Source organism: Litorilinea aerophila, assembly GCF_006569185.2.
In the GTDB taxonomy this organism is placed as follows: domain Bacteria; phylum Chloroflexota; class Anaerolineae; order Caldilineales; family Caldilineaceae; genus Litorilinea; species Litorilinea aerophila.
Genome location: NZ_VIGC02000004.1, coordinates 133,518 through 150,918 on the forward strand (window position 1 = coordinate 133,518; position 17,401 = coordinate 150,918).

Genomic DNA, 17,401 nt, shown 5'->3' on the forward strand with positions numbered 1-17,401 from the left:
GTCGCCCGGCTTCCGCTCACCGCTCCTGCTGCGCCCATCGGTCGATCAGCATCACCAGCCCGAAGCCCACCAACGCCAGGCCCAGGGCGTACAGGATCTCCAGGTTGAAAGCCCCCTGGACGGTCAGCGGCGGCAATATGTTGCGTTCCACGGTGGGCAGGATGGCCCCGTGGCGGTCGGTGATGAAGGCCACCGTCTCCTTCCACGGCCAGACCTTGCGCAGGCTGCCCAGCATCAGGCCGGTGAGAAGCGCCACCGTCGGGTCGTGATAGCGTTTGAAGAGCCATCCCAACACCTGGGCGAAACTCACCAGCCCCACGGCCGCGCCCATTCCCGCCAGGGCCAGGCTGACCAGATCTCGCTGGTTGACTGCACTGACGAAGAACTGGTACTTTCCCAACAGCACCAGGATGAACGAGCCGGAGATGCCCGGCAGGATCATGGCACAGATGGCCAGGGCGCCGCTCAGAAAGAGGAACCACCAGGTCTCTGGCGTCTGCACCGGCACCATGCCCACCAGCAGATAGGCGCCTACCATCCCCACCGCCAGGGAAAGCCAGAGGCCCGGCGTCCAGCGGCGGATCCGTTTGCTGACCGTGAAAACCGAGGCCAGCACCAGCCCGAAAAAGAAGCTCCACAGGAGGACAGGCTGGTGAAGCAGCAGCCATTCGATGCCGGGCGCCAGGGTCACCACGGCCAGGACAATCCCGGCCAGGATCGCGGCCAGGAAGGCCGCGTTGACCAGCTCCAGCGCCTGCCGAATCCGCAGGCCCAACACCGCCCGCACAAATTCTGGCCGGCCCACCATGCGGATGCTCTGGATCAGCTCCTCATAGATACCCAAAATAAAGGCCATGGTGCCGCCGGAAACGCCCGGCACCACATCGGCGCTGCCCATGAGGAATCCTCGGGCCACCAGACCCAGATAATCCAGCAGGGCCCGGGACCGGACCGGTCGGGCAGCTACACCCACCTTGGTTGCACTGGTTTCCATGGACATACTTCAGACAGGTTTCCTTTGTTTCTCGAAATTGGATTGCTCTGGCATGACAGCGGCCACGATACCCCAAGCGGGCCAAAATGGCAAGACCTATGGGCCATGGAGCACCGGGCCGTCCAGGCAGAGGAGTCGACCGTCGTGTTCACAGGCGCCACAGATGCCCACCGCGCAGCGCATGTAGGCTTCCCAGCTCAACTGGCAGGGCACGCCATAGCGGGCACCCAGGGCTTCCAGCGCGGCCAGCATGCCGTGGGGACCGCAGGCGTAGATGCCGTCCACCTGCCCCGCGGCCAGCAGGGGCTCCAGCGCGTCGGTGACCCGTCCCGGTTGGCCCAGGGAGCCGTCCTCCGTGGTGATCATTACCTGGTGGCGGGTCATGGTGCGGATGGCCGTGGCGTCCCCCTCGGGCACAGCCTGGAGGGGGATCTGTTCAAAGAGCTGGAAGTGATGGGCATAGAGCACGTCGGCCGCGGTGCGGGCGCCGATGATGGTGGTGATCTGGGGCGTCTGTCCACTTTGGGCGCGAGCCAGCCAGTAGAGGGGGGCCACGCCATAGCCGCCACCCACCAGGGCGATGTGTTGGTGGTGGGTGGGCACCTGGAAGCCCTGGCCGAAGGGCCCCCGGATCCAGATGCGGTCGCCGGCACGTTTTTCGTGTAGCAGGCCGGTGAAGGGACCCACCGCTGTGACCATCAGGGTCACCGGGTCGGCGTTGACCAGGGAGAAGGGCTTTTCATCAAAACGGGGGAGCCAGGCCATCACAAACTGGCCCGGGCGAGCGTCCAGGCGGGCATCCAGCACGAAGGTCTTGGTCCGGTAGTTGTCCCGGCGGATGGCCTGGATGGTGGCTGCCAGCGGCAGGTTGACATGTCCGGATAGGTCCATAAGTCTGCTTCGTCGCCTTTTCTAGAAACTCCGTATCATACCGATTGTCTTATCAAGAGGCATAGACCGCTTGCCCGGTATGGAAACCGGACCTGCGAAATCATGGGCGCCACCCTGGCTCATCGGTGGAGCCTTCTCTCACGCAGCGGGTCGCCGAGCCACGAAAATCACCGTCTGGGGGATGAGGGCCAGTGGAGCCAGCGGGCTATCCTCGGGCCATTCCTGGGCCACCAGGGCCGGATCCGGCGGCGGTTCCAACAGGTGGAGCAGCTGAAAGCCTGCCCCGTGGATGGTGTCCAGCCAGGCAGAGAGGGGGCGATGGTAGGTCTGCATGGGTACCTGCTCCACACCGAAGCGCCAGTGCAAGCCCTCCGCCTGGAAGTAGCTGCGCACCGGGTAGCTGACCATCTCCTGCTCCTCGACGTCGAAGAAACAGTTGCGAAAGGGATGGTCCAGGCTGAAGATGAGCCGTCCCCCTGGGCGCAACAGGCGATGGCAGGCAGCCAGGCAGGAGTCGACCTCCGCCACGTAGTGCAGGGCGTAGATGCTCAGGATCAGGTCCCAGGTAGCGTCGGGCAATCCCTCCAGGGCCTCCATGGCCGCCCGGAGGAACCGTACCGGTACGCCGACCTCCTGGGCCAGCGCCCGGGCCGCGGCCACCTGCGCGTCGCTGATGTCCACGCCGGTGACCTCTGCCCCCTGGCGTGCCAGGGCCACGCTGATGTGGCCGCCGCCGCAACCCAGCTCCAGAATGCGCTTCCCCTGCACCGGACCCAGCAGCCGGACCTGCTCTTCGTCCGGTCCCCACGGCCCATAGTGGATCGGCACATCGGTGCGCTGGTAGCGCGCCAGATAGTCCGGGCTGGCCCGATTCCAGGCCGCCCGCGGGTCCATCTCGCCCCCTTGCATGGCGTTTACACCGGCCTTTCCCAATTCTTCCAAAGTCCCGGCTGATGTTATCCTGATACCATCACCGCCGTCAAACCTGGGGGGAGATGGAGGGACCGGGAAGCGGTTCTCGTAGGGGCGGCGACAATGCGCAGCTGCGAGCTGCGCCTACTGTGGGGCGACCATGTTCTTGTGTGGGGGGGCATGCCCCAACCGCATACCCGCCTGCCTGTAAAATCTGTGTCATCTGTGGACGAAGACAAGCTACCAGGATCCTGAATTCCTGTGTCAGAAAGGGGGAGCCATGAACTTTGAATTTGCCACCGCCACCCGCATCCTGTTTGGACCTGGGGTACTGGAGGCGGGGATCGACGCGGCGGCCGGGTTGGGGGCGCGGGCCCTGGTGGTGACCGGCCGCCATACGGAGCGGGCCATCCCGCTGCTGGATGGGCTCCAGGCCCGGGGTGTGGAGAGCCAGGTCTTTCCCATCTCTGGGGAGCCGGACGTTCGCCAGGTGCAGGAAGGGGTGGCGGAGGCCCGCCGGTTCAAGGCTGCCTTCGTGGTGGGGATGGGCGGCGGCAGCGCCATCGATGCAGGCAAGGCCATCGCCGCTTTGCTCACCAATCCGGGCGATCCCCTGGATTACCTGGAGGTGGTGGGGCGGGGTCAGCCCCTTCAAGAGCCCTCCGCCCCCTTTGTGGCCATCCCCACCACGGCCGGCACCGGCGCGGAGGTGACCCGGAACGCGGTGCTGGCCGTCCCCGCGGAGCGGGTGAAGGTCAGCCTGCGCAGCCCCCACATGCTACCCCGGCTGGCCGTGGTCGACCCCATGCTCACCCTCTCCCTGCCCCCTGCCGTGACCGCCAGTACCGGCCTGGACGCTCTGACCCAATGCCTGGAGCCCTTCGTTTCCATCCAGGCCAATCCGCTGACCGATGCCATCGCCCGGCTGGGGCTCCAGCGGGCGGCCCGTTCCCTGCGGCGGGCATACAGCCACGGCGAGGATGCGTCGGCCCGGGAGGACATGGCACTGGCCAGCCTCTGCGGCGGCCTGGCCCTGGCCAACGCCAGGCTGGGCGCGGTGCATGGCCTGGCCGGTGTCCTTGGCGGCATGTTTCCCATCCCCCATGGCGTCATCTGCGCCCGGCTCCTGCCCCTGGTCATGGAGGTGAACCTCCGTGCCCTGGCCCAGCGCCAGCCAGATTCGCCCATCCGGGCCCGCTACGACGAGGTGGCCCGGATCCTCACGGGCAACCCGGCGGCCGACGCGGCTGACGGTGTGGCCTGGGTGGAGGCCCTCTGCGCGGATCTGCAGGTGCCTTCCCTGGGCGCACCCAACTGGACGCCTGGGCTTGGGGTGGCGGACATTCCCGCGGTGGTGGAGAAAGCCCAGCGTTCCAGCAGTATGAAGGGCAACCCCCTGCCGCTGACCGATGAGGAACTGGCCGAGATTCTGTCCCGCGCCCTGTAGCGCCGGCGGATTTAACGAGGTGGGGGGAGGGCAGCATCCTCAGGGGGGAGGGGCAGCGGCATTGCCACCGCGTCGTCCATCATCGGCGGCAGCCGATACGCCTGGCCGTCCTGATCGCAAAAGTAGAGGCGGGAGGGGGAAGGTTGGCGTCCGTGACCGTCGGCCCACAGGGCGTAGAAGCCAGGGTGGGCCTGGAGGGGACGGCGGACGTAGGTGTGGTTGTAGGGGCTGTGATGGGTGATCTGGCGCGCCAGGGTCCAGCTCCGCCCCTGATCGTGGCTGAGCCACATGCCCACCTCACCACCCGGGTTGTACGGTTGGGGGCCGGGCAGGGCCGGCGCGATGATCCGCCACCGGTCGGGCGCCTCCAGGTAGAGGGAGCCCATGTCGTAGTTGCTGTCCGACTGGAAGACGGGCCGGATCTCCCAGTCGCTGCCGGTCCAGCGGGCCGTATGCCAGATGCGGGGGCCATCTTCGGGGCCGGGCCTGTACCCGCCGCTGGTCAGGTAGAGGATGACAGGGTGGCCCGCGTCGTCGAGCTGGATATCCTTGAGGTAGACGTTGCGCCCCTCCGCCTGGTAGTCGTGGACCAGGGCCGGGTTATGGGCCGCGGTCAGGGGAAGCTCCAGGCGCCGGCCGTCGGCCGAGTGCCAGGTTTCTCCCAGATCGTCGCTGGCCATGTAATAAAGGTTGGTGCGCCAGTTCAGGCCCTTGCCAGCCGGGTGCATGTTGAAGGCAGTGGCCAGCCGGCCATGCTGGAAGGTACTGATCTGGTAGTGTCCCTCTTCGATGGCGGCCAGGCGTCGCTGCTCCCAGACCATGCCATCCCGGCTGCGCAACGTGAAGAGGGTCCGGATCGCGGGGTCCCGATAGCGGGTGAAGCAGCCCACAAACCCGCCGTCGGGCACCGTGGCCATCTGCAGGTAGGAGAAGTTGTCCACGGGCGTTGATTCCCCGCCTGGGTTCTGCCAGCGGGCTGCCACCGGCTGGAAGGCGTCGATGTCATAGGGCCGCAGGCTGCGGTGGATGAAGGACGGACGGCTGCGGCCGTGGGAGGTGGAGAAGATCCAGAGATGCCCCTCCCTGTCCACAGCCAGCACCGGGTTGTCGTGGGCGTCAGCTGTCCCTTTGTCCAGCAGGATGGTGGGCCTGGGCACCAGGCCGCTCCCATGGTCGAAGTAGGAGACCATGTGGAGCAAGAAGCCGGGACGGGGTCGCTCCAGCTGGCGTCCTTCCCGCAGATCTTCCGCCGTGTAGCCCAGATGGCTGTTGGCCGTGGTCCCCCCGTAACAGAAGAAAGTCTTCTCCACAGCTGGACAGTAGACGGCGAAGGGGCTGTGCTTGGCGCAGTAGGTGCCCAGGCCGCCGCTGTACTTGAAGACATACTCGTCGCCGGTGGGCTGGTTCATGTACCAGATGCCCCGGTAGCCGTCCGCCTTCGCGTTGAGGGTTATCATGCTGCTAACGATGGGGGCTCACCCGGTGGGCCAGTTGTCTTCCTTGGCCAGGTTGCGCCCGATCATGGAATATTGCTCCAGTTCGTAGACCACGCCGTTGGCTGGGGCCGACAGGTCGGAGAGCCAGAAGACGATGTGCGCGGCCACTTCCTCTGGGGCCAACAGGCGGCCGGTGGGCGCGTAGGTCTTGGGCACGTGCTTTTCCCAGCCGGGCGGCAGGCCCTCCCGCTGTTTCAGGGCAATTTCGTTGGGGGTGGCCACCCAGCCCACGTTCAGGTGGTTGATGCGGATGCGCTCCTCGGCCAGGGCGTTGGCCAGGTTGCGGGACATGGTGGCCAGGCCGCCTTTGGCCGCGGAGTAGGCCAGCAGGTTGGGCTCGCCGGCCAGGGCATTGACCGAGCCGATGTTCACCACCGCACCGCCCCCCTGCCGGCGAAAGTGGGGCACCGCGGCCCGGATGATGAGCAGCGGCGCGCGTAGATTCACCGCCACGATGCGGTCGAAGGTAGCGGCGTCGGTGGTCTCCAGGTTGCTGCGGGTGGTCAGCGCGGCGTTGTTCACCACGCCGTCCAGGCGGCCGAAGTGGGCCACCGCTGCGGCCACCACCCCTTCACAGTGGGCCGGATCGCCCAGGTCGCCGATGTAGTAGTGGCTGTCGCCGCCCAACTCCCGGCAGACCGCCCGGGCCCGCTCTTCGTCGCGACCGTGCACAAAGACCCGGGCCCCCTCGGCCACGCAACGCCGGGCGGTGGCCTCGCCGATGCCTGTGGTGGAGCCGGTCACCAGGATGACTTTCCCCTGCAACAATGGTTCAGCCACGTCTTCATCTCCCCCCAAATTTTACCAACAACCCAATCTTCAATCTTCAATTTTCAACCTTCAACCCTCATCGCAGGGACGGCGCCACCCAACGGTGGGTAGAGGCGCCCTGATAGAGGGCCTCCATCACCGCGCTGCGCACCGCGGCCTCCTGCGCGCCGACCAGGGGCACGTCGGGCTTGCCCACCACCGCGTCCAGGAAGAGCTCGAAGGCATGGGGCCAGGGCTCGGGCAGGTCGGTCCAGGGCTGTTCGCCATCGGCGCCGGGCACATGGCTGCTCTTGAAGTAGAGCTGGCCGTTGCTGACGTAGGCATGGCCCTCGGTGCCGCTCAGGATCAGGTTCACCGGATGGGCCACGTCCACCCAGCCCGCGGCCAGGCTGCCCACGGTGCCATCTCCGAACTCCAGCAACCCCTCGCCGTACTCGTCGCAGTCGCCGTAGCGGCCGGTGGCCACGTGGACGCTGGCTGTGACCTGGCGCACATCTTCCCCCAGCAGCCAGAGCATGATGTCCAGGGAATGGGTGCCCAGATCACCGAAGGCACCCACGCCTGCCTGGGCGGGGTCAGTCATCCAGAGCCATTCGGGCGTGAACCAGTCGCCCAGGGAGCCACTGTGGCAGTTGCTGTGGCGCAGGCGGGTGATGCGGCCGAAGTGGCCCTGTTCAATCTGTTCTTTCAGGAAGCGGTGGACCGGATTTCCCCGCTGGAAGTAGCCCGTCTGGAAGAGGACGCCGGCCCGGTCGATGGCGTCGGCCATGGCGTAGGCATCGGCTGCGCCCATGCCCAGGGGCTTCTCCACGAAGAGGTGCTTCCCGGCGGCCGCCGCGGCCAGCACCAGGGGCTCGTGGCGGTTCGTCTCGGAGCAGATGATGACGGCCTCGATCTGGTCGTCCGCCCAGATGGCGTCCACATCGGCGGCGGTGGCCGCGCCCAGTTCCGCGGCCCACTTCTCGGCCCGAGCCGGCTGGTGGTCCCAGACGGTCTTTACCTGCACATCGGAGCGGGCCTGAAGGCGTTTGACAAAACCGGGGGTGTGGATGTGGGCACACCCCACCAGGGCAAGCTGCTTCATGATGGAAAACTCCTGAAAGGGAGGTGATGGGTTGGTTTACCAGGAGAGGCCGGCTGCCTGCCAGACCTGTTGCATGGCGGTGGCGGTCTCCTGCACTGCCTGGTCAGGCGGCATCTCCCGCAGGCGCTGGCTGAAGGGCTCGGCCGTCACCGGCCCATCGTAGCCAATGGCCTGCAGGGTCTGCAGGAAGCCCACGATGTCCAGCACGCCGGTCTCGCCGGGTAGGGCCCGCACGTTGTCCACCTGTTCGTCGACCGGAATGCCCGCCGGCGCGTCGTTGACGTGGACCACCACCACGTCGTCGTTGGTCAGCTCCCGGACGTCATCCAGGGTGCCGTGGGAGGTGTAGAGGTGCCAGATGTCCAGAAGCAGGCCCACGTTGCCGGTGCCGATGGCCGCGGCCAGGGCGCGCATGCCTTCCAGGGTGTGGATGAAGCCATATTTGCGGGAGCGGCGCAGGGTCTTGGGGCCGATGAACTCCAGGCCGAAGCGACAGCCATACTCGCTCAGGATCTGGGCGATGGGGCGCAGCCGCTCCAGATGGAAGTGGAAGTTGGCCTGGAAATCCCGCTCATCATCGCAGGGAAGGATCCAGGTGGCGGTGCGCAGGCAGCCCAGCTCCTGGGCCAGGTTGGCCAGGGCGGGCAGCTGCTCCAGTCCGGCCCGCCAGGTGGCGGCATCCTGGCGGTAGTCCACAGGCAGGCCCCACGAGCCGGGCTGGACGCCGGCGGCGTCGAACAGGTCTCGGACGTAGGCGACGCCGTGGGCCTGGGCCAGCTCCGCCGCCTCGGTGATGGAAAAGTCGACGCCCTTGAAGCCATGTTGGCGGGCGTATTCCAGGGTCTCTGCCAGGGAGGCGCGGACCCCGATGGCGCCGGTGTTCAGGTTGGGAAACATGCGCAGGCTCCGTTTTCGGTCCATGGGCCCGGTCAGGCCAGATTCCACGGGCTGACCATGTTGCCCTGCTCGTCAAAACGCAGGGGCACTTCCTCGGCGATGGTCAGCCGGGGGTGCTCCAACACGGCCTGGCGCAGGCTGGGGCTGACCCAGAGATGGTCCAGGGTGAGGGTATCCCGGATGAAGGTCATGCCGGCCTGGTCGTGGGGGCGGGCACAGCCCCGCAGGGCTACCTGGAGGGCCCGGCGGTCATCGGCCATGGTGATGGGCATGCTCACCCGCCACATGCCGAAGATGCCGGAGGTGATGGCGTTGGTGTAGGTGGCGACCCAGTCGATCTTCTTCACCACCCGGGCCGTGGTGACGTTGGCCAGGCCCAGGCCGGCCACATTGCCGTGGGTCTCCTCGGTCAGGTCCAGCACGGCGATGACCGCGATGTCCACGTTGCCGAAGTTCTCCGGCTGGCGGGGGATCATCAGGCGGCCGATGATGTTGGTGTCCATGCCCGTGCCGCTGATGTTTTTGCCCAGGTTGCGCACCACCAGCACGTCGATCTCCGGGAAGGGGAGGCTGGCCATGAGGGCCTTGGCCTTCTCCAGGAGGGCCGCCTCCTTGGGGCCGCCTACCTCCGCCGCGGTGAGGCCCACCATCTCGGCCGTTTCGTCGTAGGCGTTTTCGATGGGGCAGATGGCGCCCACGAAGTTGGTGTTGGTTTCGTAGATGCGGGCCGCCGGAGCCAGGTATTTCTGGAAGTTGGCGCCGCCGCCCGCGTGCATGAGGGCCGCGCCGTGCTGTTTGCCCAGGCCGATGACGCACATCTTGGAGGGGCCGCTCTCCAGGTGGCTGCGGAAGTCGGTGTGGGGCTTGATGCGGCTGATCAGGATGGTGTGGTCCGCGGCCATGGAGTCCACACCCTGGTAGAGGGGTGGGCCATCGGGGATGCGGCCTATTTCTTTCACCTCCATGGTGGCCCGGATCTCCACGCCGGTGCTTTCTTCGGTGACGCCCAGCTCGGCCAGGAGTTCCTTCTGGCCTTCAGCCGTGGCGCCGCCGTGGCTGCCCATGGCCGGCACGATGTAGGGCTTCAGGCCCGCTTCCTTGAGCCGGTCCACCGCGGCCCGGACGATCTGGGGGAGGTTGGCGATGCCGCGGCTGCCCACGCCCACGGCCACGGTGTTGCCCGGCGTCATGCGGGCCAGCAGGCCGCTCTCCTCCAGCGCCCGGCGGGTAGCAGCAGTCAGATCCTCGACCTTGGGCGCATCGAAGCGCTGGTCCACGGCCAGCAGGGTTTCAGGTAAAGTTGCCGGAAAGTTTAGCGTCTGAATTTGTTCCAACAGTTTCATGGTTGGTTGCTCCGTTTTGATTGTAGACCGAGATCAGGGGGCTCGACGTTTTACCGCCTGGACAATGGAGCGTAACACGTCTTCGAAGTTGTCGCCCACGGCCTTGAACTCGGTGCCGCTGATGACCAGGGGCGCGCCGAAGACCACAATTTGGGCGCCCATCTCCAGGGTCTGGAGGGCCTGCTCCACGGTCAGCCCGCCCACGGCCTGGACGGGGATCTCCACTGCCTCCAGCACCGCGGGCAGGTCGTCCAGGGGGCTGAGGCCGGGGATCATGTTGCGCTCGTCGAAGCCGGTGTGGACGATGATGTAATCCACGCCCAGTTCCTGGGCCTCCCGGGCCCGGCGGGGCTTGTCCGGGCAGAGCATGACGTCGCACATCACCTGGCCGCCGTAGCGGCGGGCCATCTTGACCTGTTCGATGATGCTGGCGTCGTGGGCCTGACCCATGACCACCGTCATGTTGGCCCCGGCCTTGAACATCATCTCCGCCTCCAGCCCGGCGCCGTCCATGGTCTTCAGGTCGGCCACGATGGGCACTTGGGGGAAGTGGGCGCGCAGGGCCCGGACGCAGCGCAGGCCCTCGGCCAGGATGAGGGGCGTACCGGCTTCCAGCCAGTCCACCCCGGCCCGGACCGCGGCGTGGGCCAGCTCCAGGGCTTCGTCGATGGTGGTCACATCCAGGGAGACCTGGATGATGGGATTCTGGGGCATGATGGTCCTTCACTCCAGTTCTGCTTCGGCGAAGACGGCGGCCACGTCCACCGCGAATCCTGGCAGCAGGACAGAAGTGGCCTGATCTCCTTCGCCAAACTCACCGTGTACCCGATACGCCTGGTCGCTCAGGGTAAGGACCAGGATCTGCCTGGCCGATGGATCCACAATCCAGTATTCGGGGATGCCCGCCTGGGCGTACTCCCGACGCTTGATGACCTGATCACGACGGCGATCATCCGGGCTGATCACCTCCATGACCAGATCGGCTCCGTCCCAGTAGTGTTCGCCCCGCCGATGGTCGTGCTCCTTGAGCATGAACAGGATGTCTGGCTCCCGGTACTTCCCAGGCCAGAGGCGCATGCGCATGGGGGCCACCAGAACGGTACCCAACTGCCGGGCCTTGACAAAAGAGCGAAGCCACTGAAAGAGCGCGATGACCAGCAGTTGATGCGACTGAGTCGGCATGGGCAATACTTCCAGGTGGCCGTGGGAGAATTCGACCAGTCGGTTGGTCTGGAGGGATAGATACTCCTCCTCGCTCCAGTTGCCCTGGGAGGGAAATAATTCGGCGATCTCCCAGGTGGGTTCGGTTTGGGGATCAGCTGCCGCATTTCGACGCGCCATGGATGCCTCCTGGCGGCTCAAGCCCGCCCCTATCCGCTGATCTGCAACACCGATTTGACGTTGTCGCCCCGCTCCATGGCGTGAAAGGCCTCCTCCCACTCCGTCAGGGGGTAGACGCCGCCGATGACCGGTCCCAGGTTGATCTGGCCGGTGGAGAGCAGGCCCAGGGCTCGCTCCCAGGTGGGGTAGGTGTGGCTGAAGGAGCCCTGCAGGGTGACGGCCTTGCCCACCAGGGGGTCCAGGCTGAAGTCCAGGGGTTGGGGCCCCCAGCCGATCTTGGTGATGCGGCCGTTGGGGCGGACCAGCTCCAGGGACTGTTGCAGGGCCCGGCTGACCCCGGTGCAGTCCACCACCAGGTCGGCGCCAAAGCCATCGCCCAGGGAGCGAATGAGGGCCACCGGGTCGTCCCGCTGGATGTTGAGGACGTAGTGGGCGCCTAGCTCCTCGGCCACCTCCAGGCGGTGTTGGTCCACGTCGGTGCCCAGCACCACGAGAGTCCCGGCGCCCCGCAGACGGGCGATCTGGAGGGCCATGATGCCGATAGGGCCGGGCCCCTGGATCACCACCAGATCACCGGGCTTCATGGCGGTCTTCTCCACCAGGGCGTTGTAGGCCACGCAGATGGGCTCGGTGAGTGCAGCGTGTTCAAAGGGGACATTGTCCGGGATGCGGTGGAGGATTTGCGGGCGGGCCACCACGTAGCGGGTGAAGGCGCCGTCGGCCAGGGCCCCGTAGCCCAGGCGATGGGGGCAGAGGTTATAGTTGCCGCTCAGGCAGTAGACACATTGGCCACATACGGCCGCCGCGGTCTCACAGGCCACCCGGTCGCCCACCTGAAAGCCGGTGACGCCTTCGCCCACTTCGGCCACCACGCCGCAAAATTCATGGCCCAGGATGAGGGGAAGCTTGATGGCCCAACTGTGATTTTCCCGCCACATGTGAAGGTCGCTGCCGCAGACGCCGGCCGCCTTCACTTCCAGGAGCACCTGACCGGGGCCGGGGCGTGGCTCCGGCACTTCCCGGATTTCCACATCGCCGTCGTGGTTGCCGAATTTGACCAATGCCTGCATGGGAGATCGCTCCTGCTCCAGTCGGGGGATGCTATGGGAAAATGGATGGGTTGATGGGTGTGCACCGCCGGATGGTTCGCCCGACTCATGGACAGGAACATGGACAGCCGGGCAGCAAGTTTTCCAGGGTGGAACCACCTTCAAATGGTCCCACCATTCGGTGGTTTTGTCAACCTGGGCAGCGTTTTAGAAGTACGATGAGGTTCGGTTGCCGGGTTTCGTTCCAGTTTGACACCTGCCCCAAATGCCATTATGGTATACTCTTCCTGCAGCGAACCTTTGTCCAGGGCATTACCCTCACCGGCATCAAAGGCTAAGCATCAAAGGCGAAAAGGAATAACATCATGTCCGACCAACCGTTACGCCTGGCCCTCATCGGCTGTGGCGGCATCGCCCGGCGCCACGTTCTGGCCATGAAGGACCTGCAACAGCGGGGGCTGGGCGGCTTTGAGATCACCGCCGTCTGCGACGCCAACGTGGAGAATGCCCAGGAGCTGGCCGAGTTGCTCAACCAGGAGCTGGGACACACGCCGACCGTCTACACCCACCACGCCGAGCTCCTGGACCGGGAACCGCTGGATGGCGCCGATCTCTGCCTGCCCCACGGCCTGCACCATTCCATCGCCACCGACTGCATGGAGGCCGGCGTCCATGTGCTCTGCGAAAAGCCCATCGGCGTCACCATCAAGGCCGGCCGGCGCATGGCCGAGGCCGCCGAGCGCACCGGCCGCATCCTCTCCATTGCCGTCCCCCATCGCCGCCAGCCCGGCCAGCGCACCGTCCACTGGCTGCTCAACCAATCGGGGTTGATCGGCGAGCCCCTGACCTTCTTCCACCACTACAGCCGCCCCCCAGAAGCACGCACAGACAGCGGCCCCCTGCCGCCCCGGGTCCTCTGGCGGCGGGATCGGCTCATGTCCGGCGGCGGGATGACCCTGGACAGCGGCTTCCACTACTGCGACAGCATGCGCTACTTCCTGGGCGACGTGGAAAAGGTCTATGCGGAGATGCGGGAGATCCGCTCGGGCCAGGTGCGCTCTGTGCAGGAGCACCCGGAAGACACCATCTTCGTCACCCTGACCTTCAAGAGCGGCGTGGTGGGCAACTGGGCGTGGAGCGTGGCTGCGCCCGGCCAGTCCCACTGCAACGTGGTCTTCCACGGCAGCAAGGGCTCTCTGGAGGATACCACCGACAGCCGCTTCCGCATCTTTCACCTCTTCGAACGCAAGCCCGGCCAGCGGGAAAGTGGTCGGGTCACCCTGGACGACGGCACTACCTACACCCTGGCCCAGGTGGAAGAGATGTACCGGGCCTCCCTCAGCCCGGAGGAAGCCCAGCGGCTCTTCCCCGGCGGCGCCGACGACGGCTTCGCCATCGAGATCTGGGAGTTTATCGAATTGCTCCAGGGCAAGCGCACCCGACCCGAGGTGGACGCATGGGAAGGACTGCGCTCCCTGGCCCTCGGCGACGCCATCTATGAGTCCGCCTACACCGGGGACGTGGTTTACGTGGAGGATGTGCTCACCGGAAAGCGGGGCACCTTCCAGGCGCCCATCGACGAACATTGGGGGTTGTGAGATGAAACTGGGTGTGGATGTCTTCAGCCTGCGTTTCAACGACTGGAACGCCTTCCAGCTCCTGGACTACTGCCACCGCATCGGGCTGGAAGTGGTCCATTTCTCCGATCTGGAGCCCTTCGAAAGCCTGGAGGCCGACTACCTGCGGCAGGTCAAGGCCCGGGCCGACGAACTGGGCATGGCCATCGAGGTGGGGATGGGCTCCATCTGCCCCACCTCCACCACCTTCTCCGACGCCCGGGGCACCGCCGTGGAGCAACTCACCCAGATGCTCCACCTGGCTCACACCCTGGGTTCACCGGCGGTGCGCTGCTACCTGGGCTCCAACGCGGACCGTCGTACCGAACTGCCCCTGCGGGCCCACGTGGAGGCTACCATCGCCACCTGCCGGGCCGTGCGGGATGTGGCCATGGAGCTGGGCGTTAAAATCGCCATCGAAAACCACGCCGGCGACCTCCAGGGTCGGGAGCTGCGGGCCCTCATCGAGGAGGCCGGGCCCGAGTTCGTGGGCGCGTGCATCGATGCAGGCAACCCCCTGTGGGTGGGGGAGAGCCCCTTCGTCACCCTGGAGCACCTGGCCCCCTACGTCCTCATGAGCCACATCCGGGACACCGCGGTCTGGCCTCACCCGGAGGGCGCTGTGGTTCAGTGGGTGGCCATGGGCGACGGCACCATCGGCATCCAGGAGTGGGCCCGGCGCTACCGGGAACTCTGCCCCCACACCCATTTCACCCTGGAGATCATCACCAGCCTGCCGCCCCGGGTGCTCAACTATCTGGACCCATCCTACTGGGAGGTCTACCCGGAGACGCCGGCCGCAGAGTTTGCCCGCTTCCTGGCGCTGGTGCAACGGGGCCGTCCCTACACCGAACCGGTCCTGACCGCCTCCTGGGCCGACCTGCCGCCGGAATACCGGGCCGCGCTGGCCGTGCAGCAGCAACGCCAACTGGAGAAGAGTGTGGCGTTCTGCCGCCATGTCTTGAATATTTGAGACCGGACGTGGATGCCACTTCGCAAGACAGTCGGTGGCAGCCGTTGCCGGTCACGCTGTGGCCGGCGTCAATCGAGCGAAATGGAAACCTCCCGGCCCTCCCGCTGGCTGCGGTAGATGCCGTCCAGGATGGCCATCACCTGGAGGGATTGTTCGGCCGGCACCGGTGAGGGCGCGCCCGTGGCCACCGCGCGGGCAAACTCCACACACTCCAGTGCATGGGGCTCCATGGTATCCCGAGTCAGCTTCAGCGTCCGGTTGTAGAACTGCCGGGTCTGGTAGTTGGTGGAGAGGAACTCCCCCTTGGGCCAGTGGCAGCCGCCTTCGGTGCCGTAGAGCCACATCTGCATGTCCTCCCCTTCGATGTCATGATGCAGGAGCCAGCTCACCTCCAGCACCAGGGTGGCGCCGTTCTCGAAGCGCACGAACGCGGCCGCGTAATCTTCCACGTCAAATTCGGGCGGGATGGGCGTGCCCGTCCAGGCGGCAAAGGCCCCTTTGTGATGGGCCAGGGGGGCTCGGGCCACGCCAGTGACGGCCACCGGTTTGGGGTTGCCCATGAGCCAGAGGGTCAGGTCCAGGATGTGGACGCCGATGTCGATGCAGGGACCGCCGCCGCTGTGCTGCTGGAGGATGAAGCTGGGCGAGGGGATGAAGCCGTTGCGCCGTAGCATCCATCCCCGGGCATGGTAGATGTCGCCCAGGACGCCGGTCTCGATCTCCCGCTTCATGGCCTGGGAGATGCCCTTGAAGCGGAAGTGCTGGGCGGTCATCAGTAGCTTGCCCGCCCGATTCCGGGCCTCGATCATCTGGCGGATCTCCTGGGGCGTGGGCGCCAGGGGCTTCTCGCAGATCACATGCTTGCCTGCGTTCAGCGCCGCGATGGCCAGGGGCGCATGGTAGCGGTTGGGCGTGCAGATGTCCACAATGTCGATGTCCGGGTCGTTGAAAATGTCGGCCGGGTCGGTGGACAGTCGGCCCACGCCGTGGAGTTTTCCCCACTCCTCCAGGACGGCGGCGTTGATGTCGCTGCCGGCGATGACCTCCGCGTGTTCCGACGCGGCCCAGCCGGGCATGTGGGTCCGTGCGATGCCGCCCACCCCAATTACGCCCACTTTCAGCGTACCTGCCATGGTGATGCCTCCTTGTTCATGCTCATTTTTGAACAGCCGTAGGTCACGCATCCCTGCGTGACATGGCTTCCCGTTACGTTTGGTGCGGATGTCCGGCCAGGAGACCGGACCTACCCATCCGGGTTCATCTGTGAAATCTGTGGTTTCTGCCGTGGCGTCATCGGTGGAGCAAATAGTAGGCCGCGATGCCGAAGGCGATGGCCACGTTCAGGGATTCTTTTACGCCGTGCATGGGAATGCAGCAGATCTGATCGCACAGGGACAGGATGCCCGGGTCGACGCCAGTGACCTCGTTGCCCACCACCAGGGCCAGCCGGGACGGTGGACCCTCGGCCGTGGATGGGCTCTCGAAGAGGGAGACGGCCCCGGGGCTGCTCTCCAGCGCCCAGAGCCGATACCCCTGATCCTGGAGGGAACGGGCCAGGGCCACACCGTTCGGGCCATAGGCCCAGGACACGCTCCGCTCGGCACCCAGGGCGGTTTTGGCCAGGCGGGGCTGCTCGGGCGTGGGCGTGATCCCGGCCAGGTAGAGATGGTCCACGCCAGCGCCGTCGGCGGTGCGGAAGATGGAGCCCACATTGAAGACGCTGCGCAGGTTGTCCAGCAGGGCTACCAGGCGCAGGGGCCGGTCCCTGGCCTGTTTCCAGCTTCTTCGGGCTTCCGGTGCACGGGTGGCGGCCAGGGTCAGCGGCCCGCCACAGCGGGGACAGGACGACTGGGGGCCGTCCTGTGGGGTGGCGGGGAAGCGCAGGTCACAGGTGGGGCGACGGCACTGATAGAACCGGATCATGGGTGGGTCTGGTCGGCATTCCCGGGTACCGCCTGGAGGTAGCCGGCTTCCACCGCCCGGCGCACCAGCGCGTCCGCATATTCCCACAGGCGCCGGGAGCCCGCTGCGATGGCCGACACCCGCTGCTCTACCTGGCCCTGGTCTACGCCGTGGGCCTGCCAGGATTCGCCTTCGGTGTGGAAGTTGTGGAGCAGAGGCATCAGCCGATCCACCGCGTGGGCAAACTTGGCCTCGGCCGTTTCGCCGGCATCAAACTCCTGCCACAGGGCCTGCAGCTCCGCTGCCTGGTCCGCGGGGAGGAGGCCAAAGATGCGTTCGGCAGCAGCCGCCTCCCGCTCGGCCTGGTCCACCTTGCCGCTGGGGTCATAGGCGTAGGTGTCGCCGGCGTCGATCTCCACGATGTCGTGGACCAACAGCATTTTGAGCACCCGGCAGAGATCGACCGGCGCTTCGGCATACTCGGCCAGCACCAGGGCCATGACGGCAATGTGCCAGCTATGTTCGGCCGAGTTCTCCCGGCGTCGGCCGTCAATCAGGAGCGAGCGACGCTGGATGGCCTTGAGCCGGTCGATTTCCACCAGAAAGCGAATTTGGCGTTCCAGGCGTTCAGACATGGCGGGTGGATTGTCCACGGTGGACCTCCTTCAAGTCGAAATCCCGGTTG

Annotated in this window: 17 protein-coding genes; 3 read left to right on the forward strand and 14 right to left on the reverse strand. The window is 66.2% G+C overall.

Going from position 1 to position 17,401, the window contains the following annotated elements:
• Nucleotides 1–16: 16 nt before the first annotated feature.
• The 3 genes from FKZ61_RS04045 to FKZ61_RS04055 form a co-directional block, all read right to left on the reverse strand.
• Nucleotides 17–994, reverse strand: a complete 978-nt coding sequence (locus FKZ61_RS04045; protein ID WP_211358408.1) for a DUF368 domain-containing protein — start codon at nucleotides 992–994, stop codon at nucleotides 17–19.
• Nucleotides 995–1,090: 96 nt separating this feature from the next.
• Nucleotides 1,091–1,885, reverse strand: a complete 795-nt coding sequence (locus tag FKZ61_RS04050; protein WP_141608879.1) for an iron-sulfur cluster-binding protein — start codon at nucleotides 1,883–1,885, stop codon at nucleotides 1,091–1,093.
• Between the two features lie 138 nt (nucleotides 1,886–2,023).
• Complete coding sequence (locus FKZ61_RS04055; RefSeq protein ID WP_170199216.1) at nucleotides 2,024–2,779, reverse strand: class I SAM-dependent methyltransferase; 756 nt, start codon at nucleotides 2,777–2,779, stop codon at nucleotides 2,024–2,026.
• Nucleotides 2,780–3,077: 298 nt separating this feature from the next.
• Between FKZ61_RS04055 and FKZ61_RS04060 the strand changes: the two genes are divergently transcribed.
• Nucleotides 3,078–4,244: an iron-containing alcohol dehydrogenase gene (locus FKZ61_RS04060; protein ID WP_141608795.1), complete on the forward strand. Its 1,167-nt coding sequence runs from the start codon at nucleotides 3,078–3,080 to the stop codon at nucleotides 4,242–4,244.
• 11 nt (nucleotides 4,245–4,255) lie between these two features.
• Here the strand turns inward: FKZ61_RS04060 and FKZ61_RS04065 are convergent, their stop codons facing one another.
• The 8 genes from FKZ61_RS04065 to FKZ61_RS04100 all read right to left on the reverse strand — a co-directional run bounded on the left by FKZ61_RS04065 (nucleotide 4,256) and on the right by FKZ61_RS04100 (nucleotide 12,246).
• Complete coding sequence (locus tag FKZ61_RS04065) at nucleotides 4,256–5,701, reverse strand: BNR-4 repeat-containing protein (RefSeq protein WP_141608796.1); 1,446 nt, start codon at nucleotides 5,699–5,701, stop codon at nucleotides 4,256–4,258.
• Nucleotides 5,702–5,719: 18 nt separating this feature from the next.
• Nucleotides 5,720–6,520 (reverse strand): oxidoreductase, encoded by an 801-nt coding sequence (locus FKZ61_RS04070; RefSeq protein WP_211358396.1) that lies wholly within the window; start codon nucleotides 6,518–6,520, stop codon nucleotides 5,720–5,722.
• Nucleotides 6,521–6,587: 67 nt separating this feature from the next.
• Nucleotides 6,588–7,595 (reverse strand): Gfo/Idh/MocA family protein, encoded by a 1,008-nt coding sequence (locus FKZ61_RS04075; RefSeq protein WP_141608797.1) that lies wholly within the window; start codon nucleotides 7,593–7,595, stop codon nucleotides 6,588–6,590.
• Nucleotides 7,596–7,631: 36 nt separating this feature from the next.
• On the reverse strand, nucleotides 7,632–8,516 hold the full coding sequence (locus FKZ61_RS04080; protein ID WP_229964132.1) for a sugar phosphate isomerase/epimerase family protein: 885 nt from the start codon (nucleotides 8,514–8,516) through the stop codon (nucleotides 7,632–7,634).
• An 8-nt stretch (nucleotides 8,517–8,524) separates the two neighbouring features.
• Nucleotides 8,525–9,835, reverse strand: a complete 1,311-nt coding sequence (locus tag FKZ61_RS04085; RefSeq protein ID WP_141608799.1) for a nickel pincer cofactor-dependent isomerase, group 22 — start codon at nucleotides 9,833–9,835, stop codon at nucleotides 8,525–8,527.
• A gap of 33 nt (nucleotides 9,836–9,868) precedes the next feature.
• On the reverse strand, nucleotides 9,869–10,549 hold the full coding sequence (locus FKZ61_RS04090; RefSeq protein ID WP_141608800.1) for an orotidine 5'-phosphate decarboxylase / HUMPS family protein: 681 nt from the start codon (nucleotides 10,547–10,549) through the stop codon (nucleotides 9,869–9,871).
• A gap of 9 nt (nucleotides 10,550–10,558) precedes the next feature.
• Complete coding sequence (locus tag FKZ61_RS04095) at nucleotides 10,559–11,176, reverse strand: Uma2 family endonuclease (protein ID WP_141608801.1); 618 nt, start codon at nucleotides 11,174–11,176, stop codon at nucleotides 10,559–10,561.
• Nucleotides 11,177–11,205: 29 nt separating this feature from the next.
• The gene (locus tag FKZ61_RS04100; RefSeq protein WP_141608802.1) at nucleotides 11,206–12,246 is read right to left on the reverse strand and encodes a zinc-binding dehydrogenase; all 1,041 of its coding nucleotides are present in this window, start codon (nucleotides 12,244–12,246) and stop codon (nucleotides 11,206–11,208) included.
• A 344-nt stretch (nucleotides 12,247–12,590) separates the two neighbouring features.
• On the opposite strand from FKZ61_RS04100, the gene FKZ61_RS04105 reads away from it, so the two are divergent.
• Both FKZ61_RS04105 and FKZ61_RS04110 read left to right on the forward strand, forming a co-directional pair.
• Entirely contained in the window at nucleotides 12,591–13,823 is a 1,233-nt protein-coding gene (locus tag FKZ61_RS04105) for a Gfo/Idh/MocA family protein (RefSeq protein WP_141608803.1), read from the forward strand.
• Nucleotide 13,824: 1 nt separating this feature from the next.
• Nucleotides 13,825–14,814: a sugar phosphate isomerase/epimerase family protein gene (locus FKZ61_RS04110; protein WP_170199218.1), complete on the forward strand. Its 990-nt coding sequence runs from the start codon at nucleotides 13,825–13,827 to the stop codon at nucleotides 14,812–14,814.
• A gap of 68 nt (nucleotides 14,815–14,882) precedes the next feature.
• Here the strand turns inward: FKZ61_RS04110 and FKZ61_RS04115 are convergent, their stop codons facing one another.
• From FKZ61_RS04115 to FKZ61_RS04125, 3 genes are all read right to left on the reverse strand, one after another.
• Nucleotides 14,883–15,947 carry a Gfo/Idh/MocA family protein gene (locus FKZ61_RS04115; RefSeq protein WP_141608805.1) on the reverse strand — a complete coding sequence of 355 codons (1,065 nt, stop codon included), beginning with the start codon at nucleotides 15,945–15,947 and terminating at the stop codon, nucleotides 14,883–14,885.
• Between the two features lie 157 nt (nucleotides 15,948–16,104).
• Nucleotides 16,105–16,737 carry an RNA methyltransferase gene (locus FKZ61_RS04120; RefSeq protein ID WP_141608806.1) on the reverse strand — a complete coding sequence of 211 codons (633 nt, stop codon included), beginning with the start codon at nucleotides 16,735–16,737 and terminating at the stop codon, nucleotides 16,105–16,107.
• On the reverse strand, nucleotides 16,734–17,369 hold the full coding sequence (locus FKZ61_RS04125; RefSeq protein ID WP_229964133.1) for an HD domain-containing protein: 636 nt from the start codon (nucleotides 17,367–17,369) through the stop codon (nucleotides 16,734–16,736). The genes FKZ61_RS04120 and FKZ61_RS04125 overlap by 4 nt, the downstream gene beginning before the upstream one ends.
• Between the last annotated feature and the right edge of the window lie 32 nt (nucleotides 17,370–17,401).

Coding starts and splice junctions, on each gene's coding strand:
- FKZ61_RS04090 (WP_141608800.1), bottom strand. CDS start 10,549: ATGCCCCAGAATCCCATCATCCAGGTCTCCCTGGATGTGACCACCATC.
- FKZ61_RS04110 (WP_170199218.1), top strand. CDS start 13,825: ATGAAACTGGGTGTGGATGTCTTCAGCCTGCGTTTCAACGACTGGAAC.
- FKZ61_RS04065 (WP_141608796.1), bottom strand. CDS start 5,701: ATGATAACCCTCAACGCGAAGGCGGACGGCTACCGGGGCATCTGGTAC.
- FKZ61_RS04115 (WP_141608805.1), bottom strand. CDS start 15,947: ATGGCAGGTACGCTGAAAGTGGGCGTAATTGGGGTGGGCGGCATCGCA.
- FKZ61_RS04105 (WP_141608803.1), top strand. CDS start 12,591: ATGTCCGACCAACCGTTACGCCTGGCCCTCATCGGCTGTGGCGGCATC.
- FKZ61_RS04060 (WP_141608795.1), top strand. CDS start 3,078: ATGAACTTTGAATTTGCCACCGCCACCCGCATCCTGTTTGGACCTGGG.
- FKZ61_RS04095 (WP_141608801.1), bottom strand. CDS start 11,176: ATGGCGCGTCGAAATGCGGCAGCTGATCCCCAAACCGAACCCACCTGG.
- FKZ61_RS04100 (WP_141608802.1), bottom strand. CDS start 12,246: ATGCAGGCATTGGTCAAATTCGGCAACCACGACGGCGATGTGGAAATC.
- FKZ61_RS04055 (WP_170199216.1), bottom strand. CDS start 2,779: ATGGACCCGCGGGCGGCCTGGAATCGGGCCAGCCCGGACTATCTGGCG.
- FKZ61_RS04075 (WP_141608797.1), bottom strand. CDS start 7,595: ATGAAGCAGCTTGCCCTGGTGGGGTGTGCCCACATCCACACCCCCGGT.
- FKZ61_RS04085 (WP_141608799.1), bottom strand. CDS start 9,835: ATGAAACTGTTGGAACAAATTCAGACGCTAAACTTTCCGGCAACTTTA.
- FKZ61_RS04120 (WP_141608806.1), bottom strand. CDS start 16,737: ATGATCCGGTTCTATCAGTGCCGTCGCCCCACCTGTGACCTGCGCTTC.
- FKZ61_RS04045 (WP_211358408.1), bottom strand. CDS start 994: ATGGAAACCAGTGCAACCAAGGTGGGTGTAGCTGCCCGACCGGTCCGG.
- FKZ61_RS04080 (WP_229964132.1), bottom strand. CDS start 8,516: ATGGACCGAAAACGGAGCCTGCGCATGTTTCCCAACCTGAACACCGGC.
- FKZ61_RS04050 (WP_141608879.1), bottom strand. CDS start 1,885: ATGGACCTATCCGGACATGTCAACCTGCCGCTGGCAGCCACCATCCAG.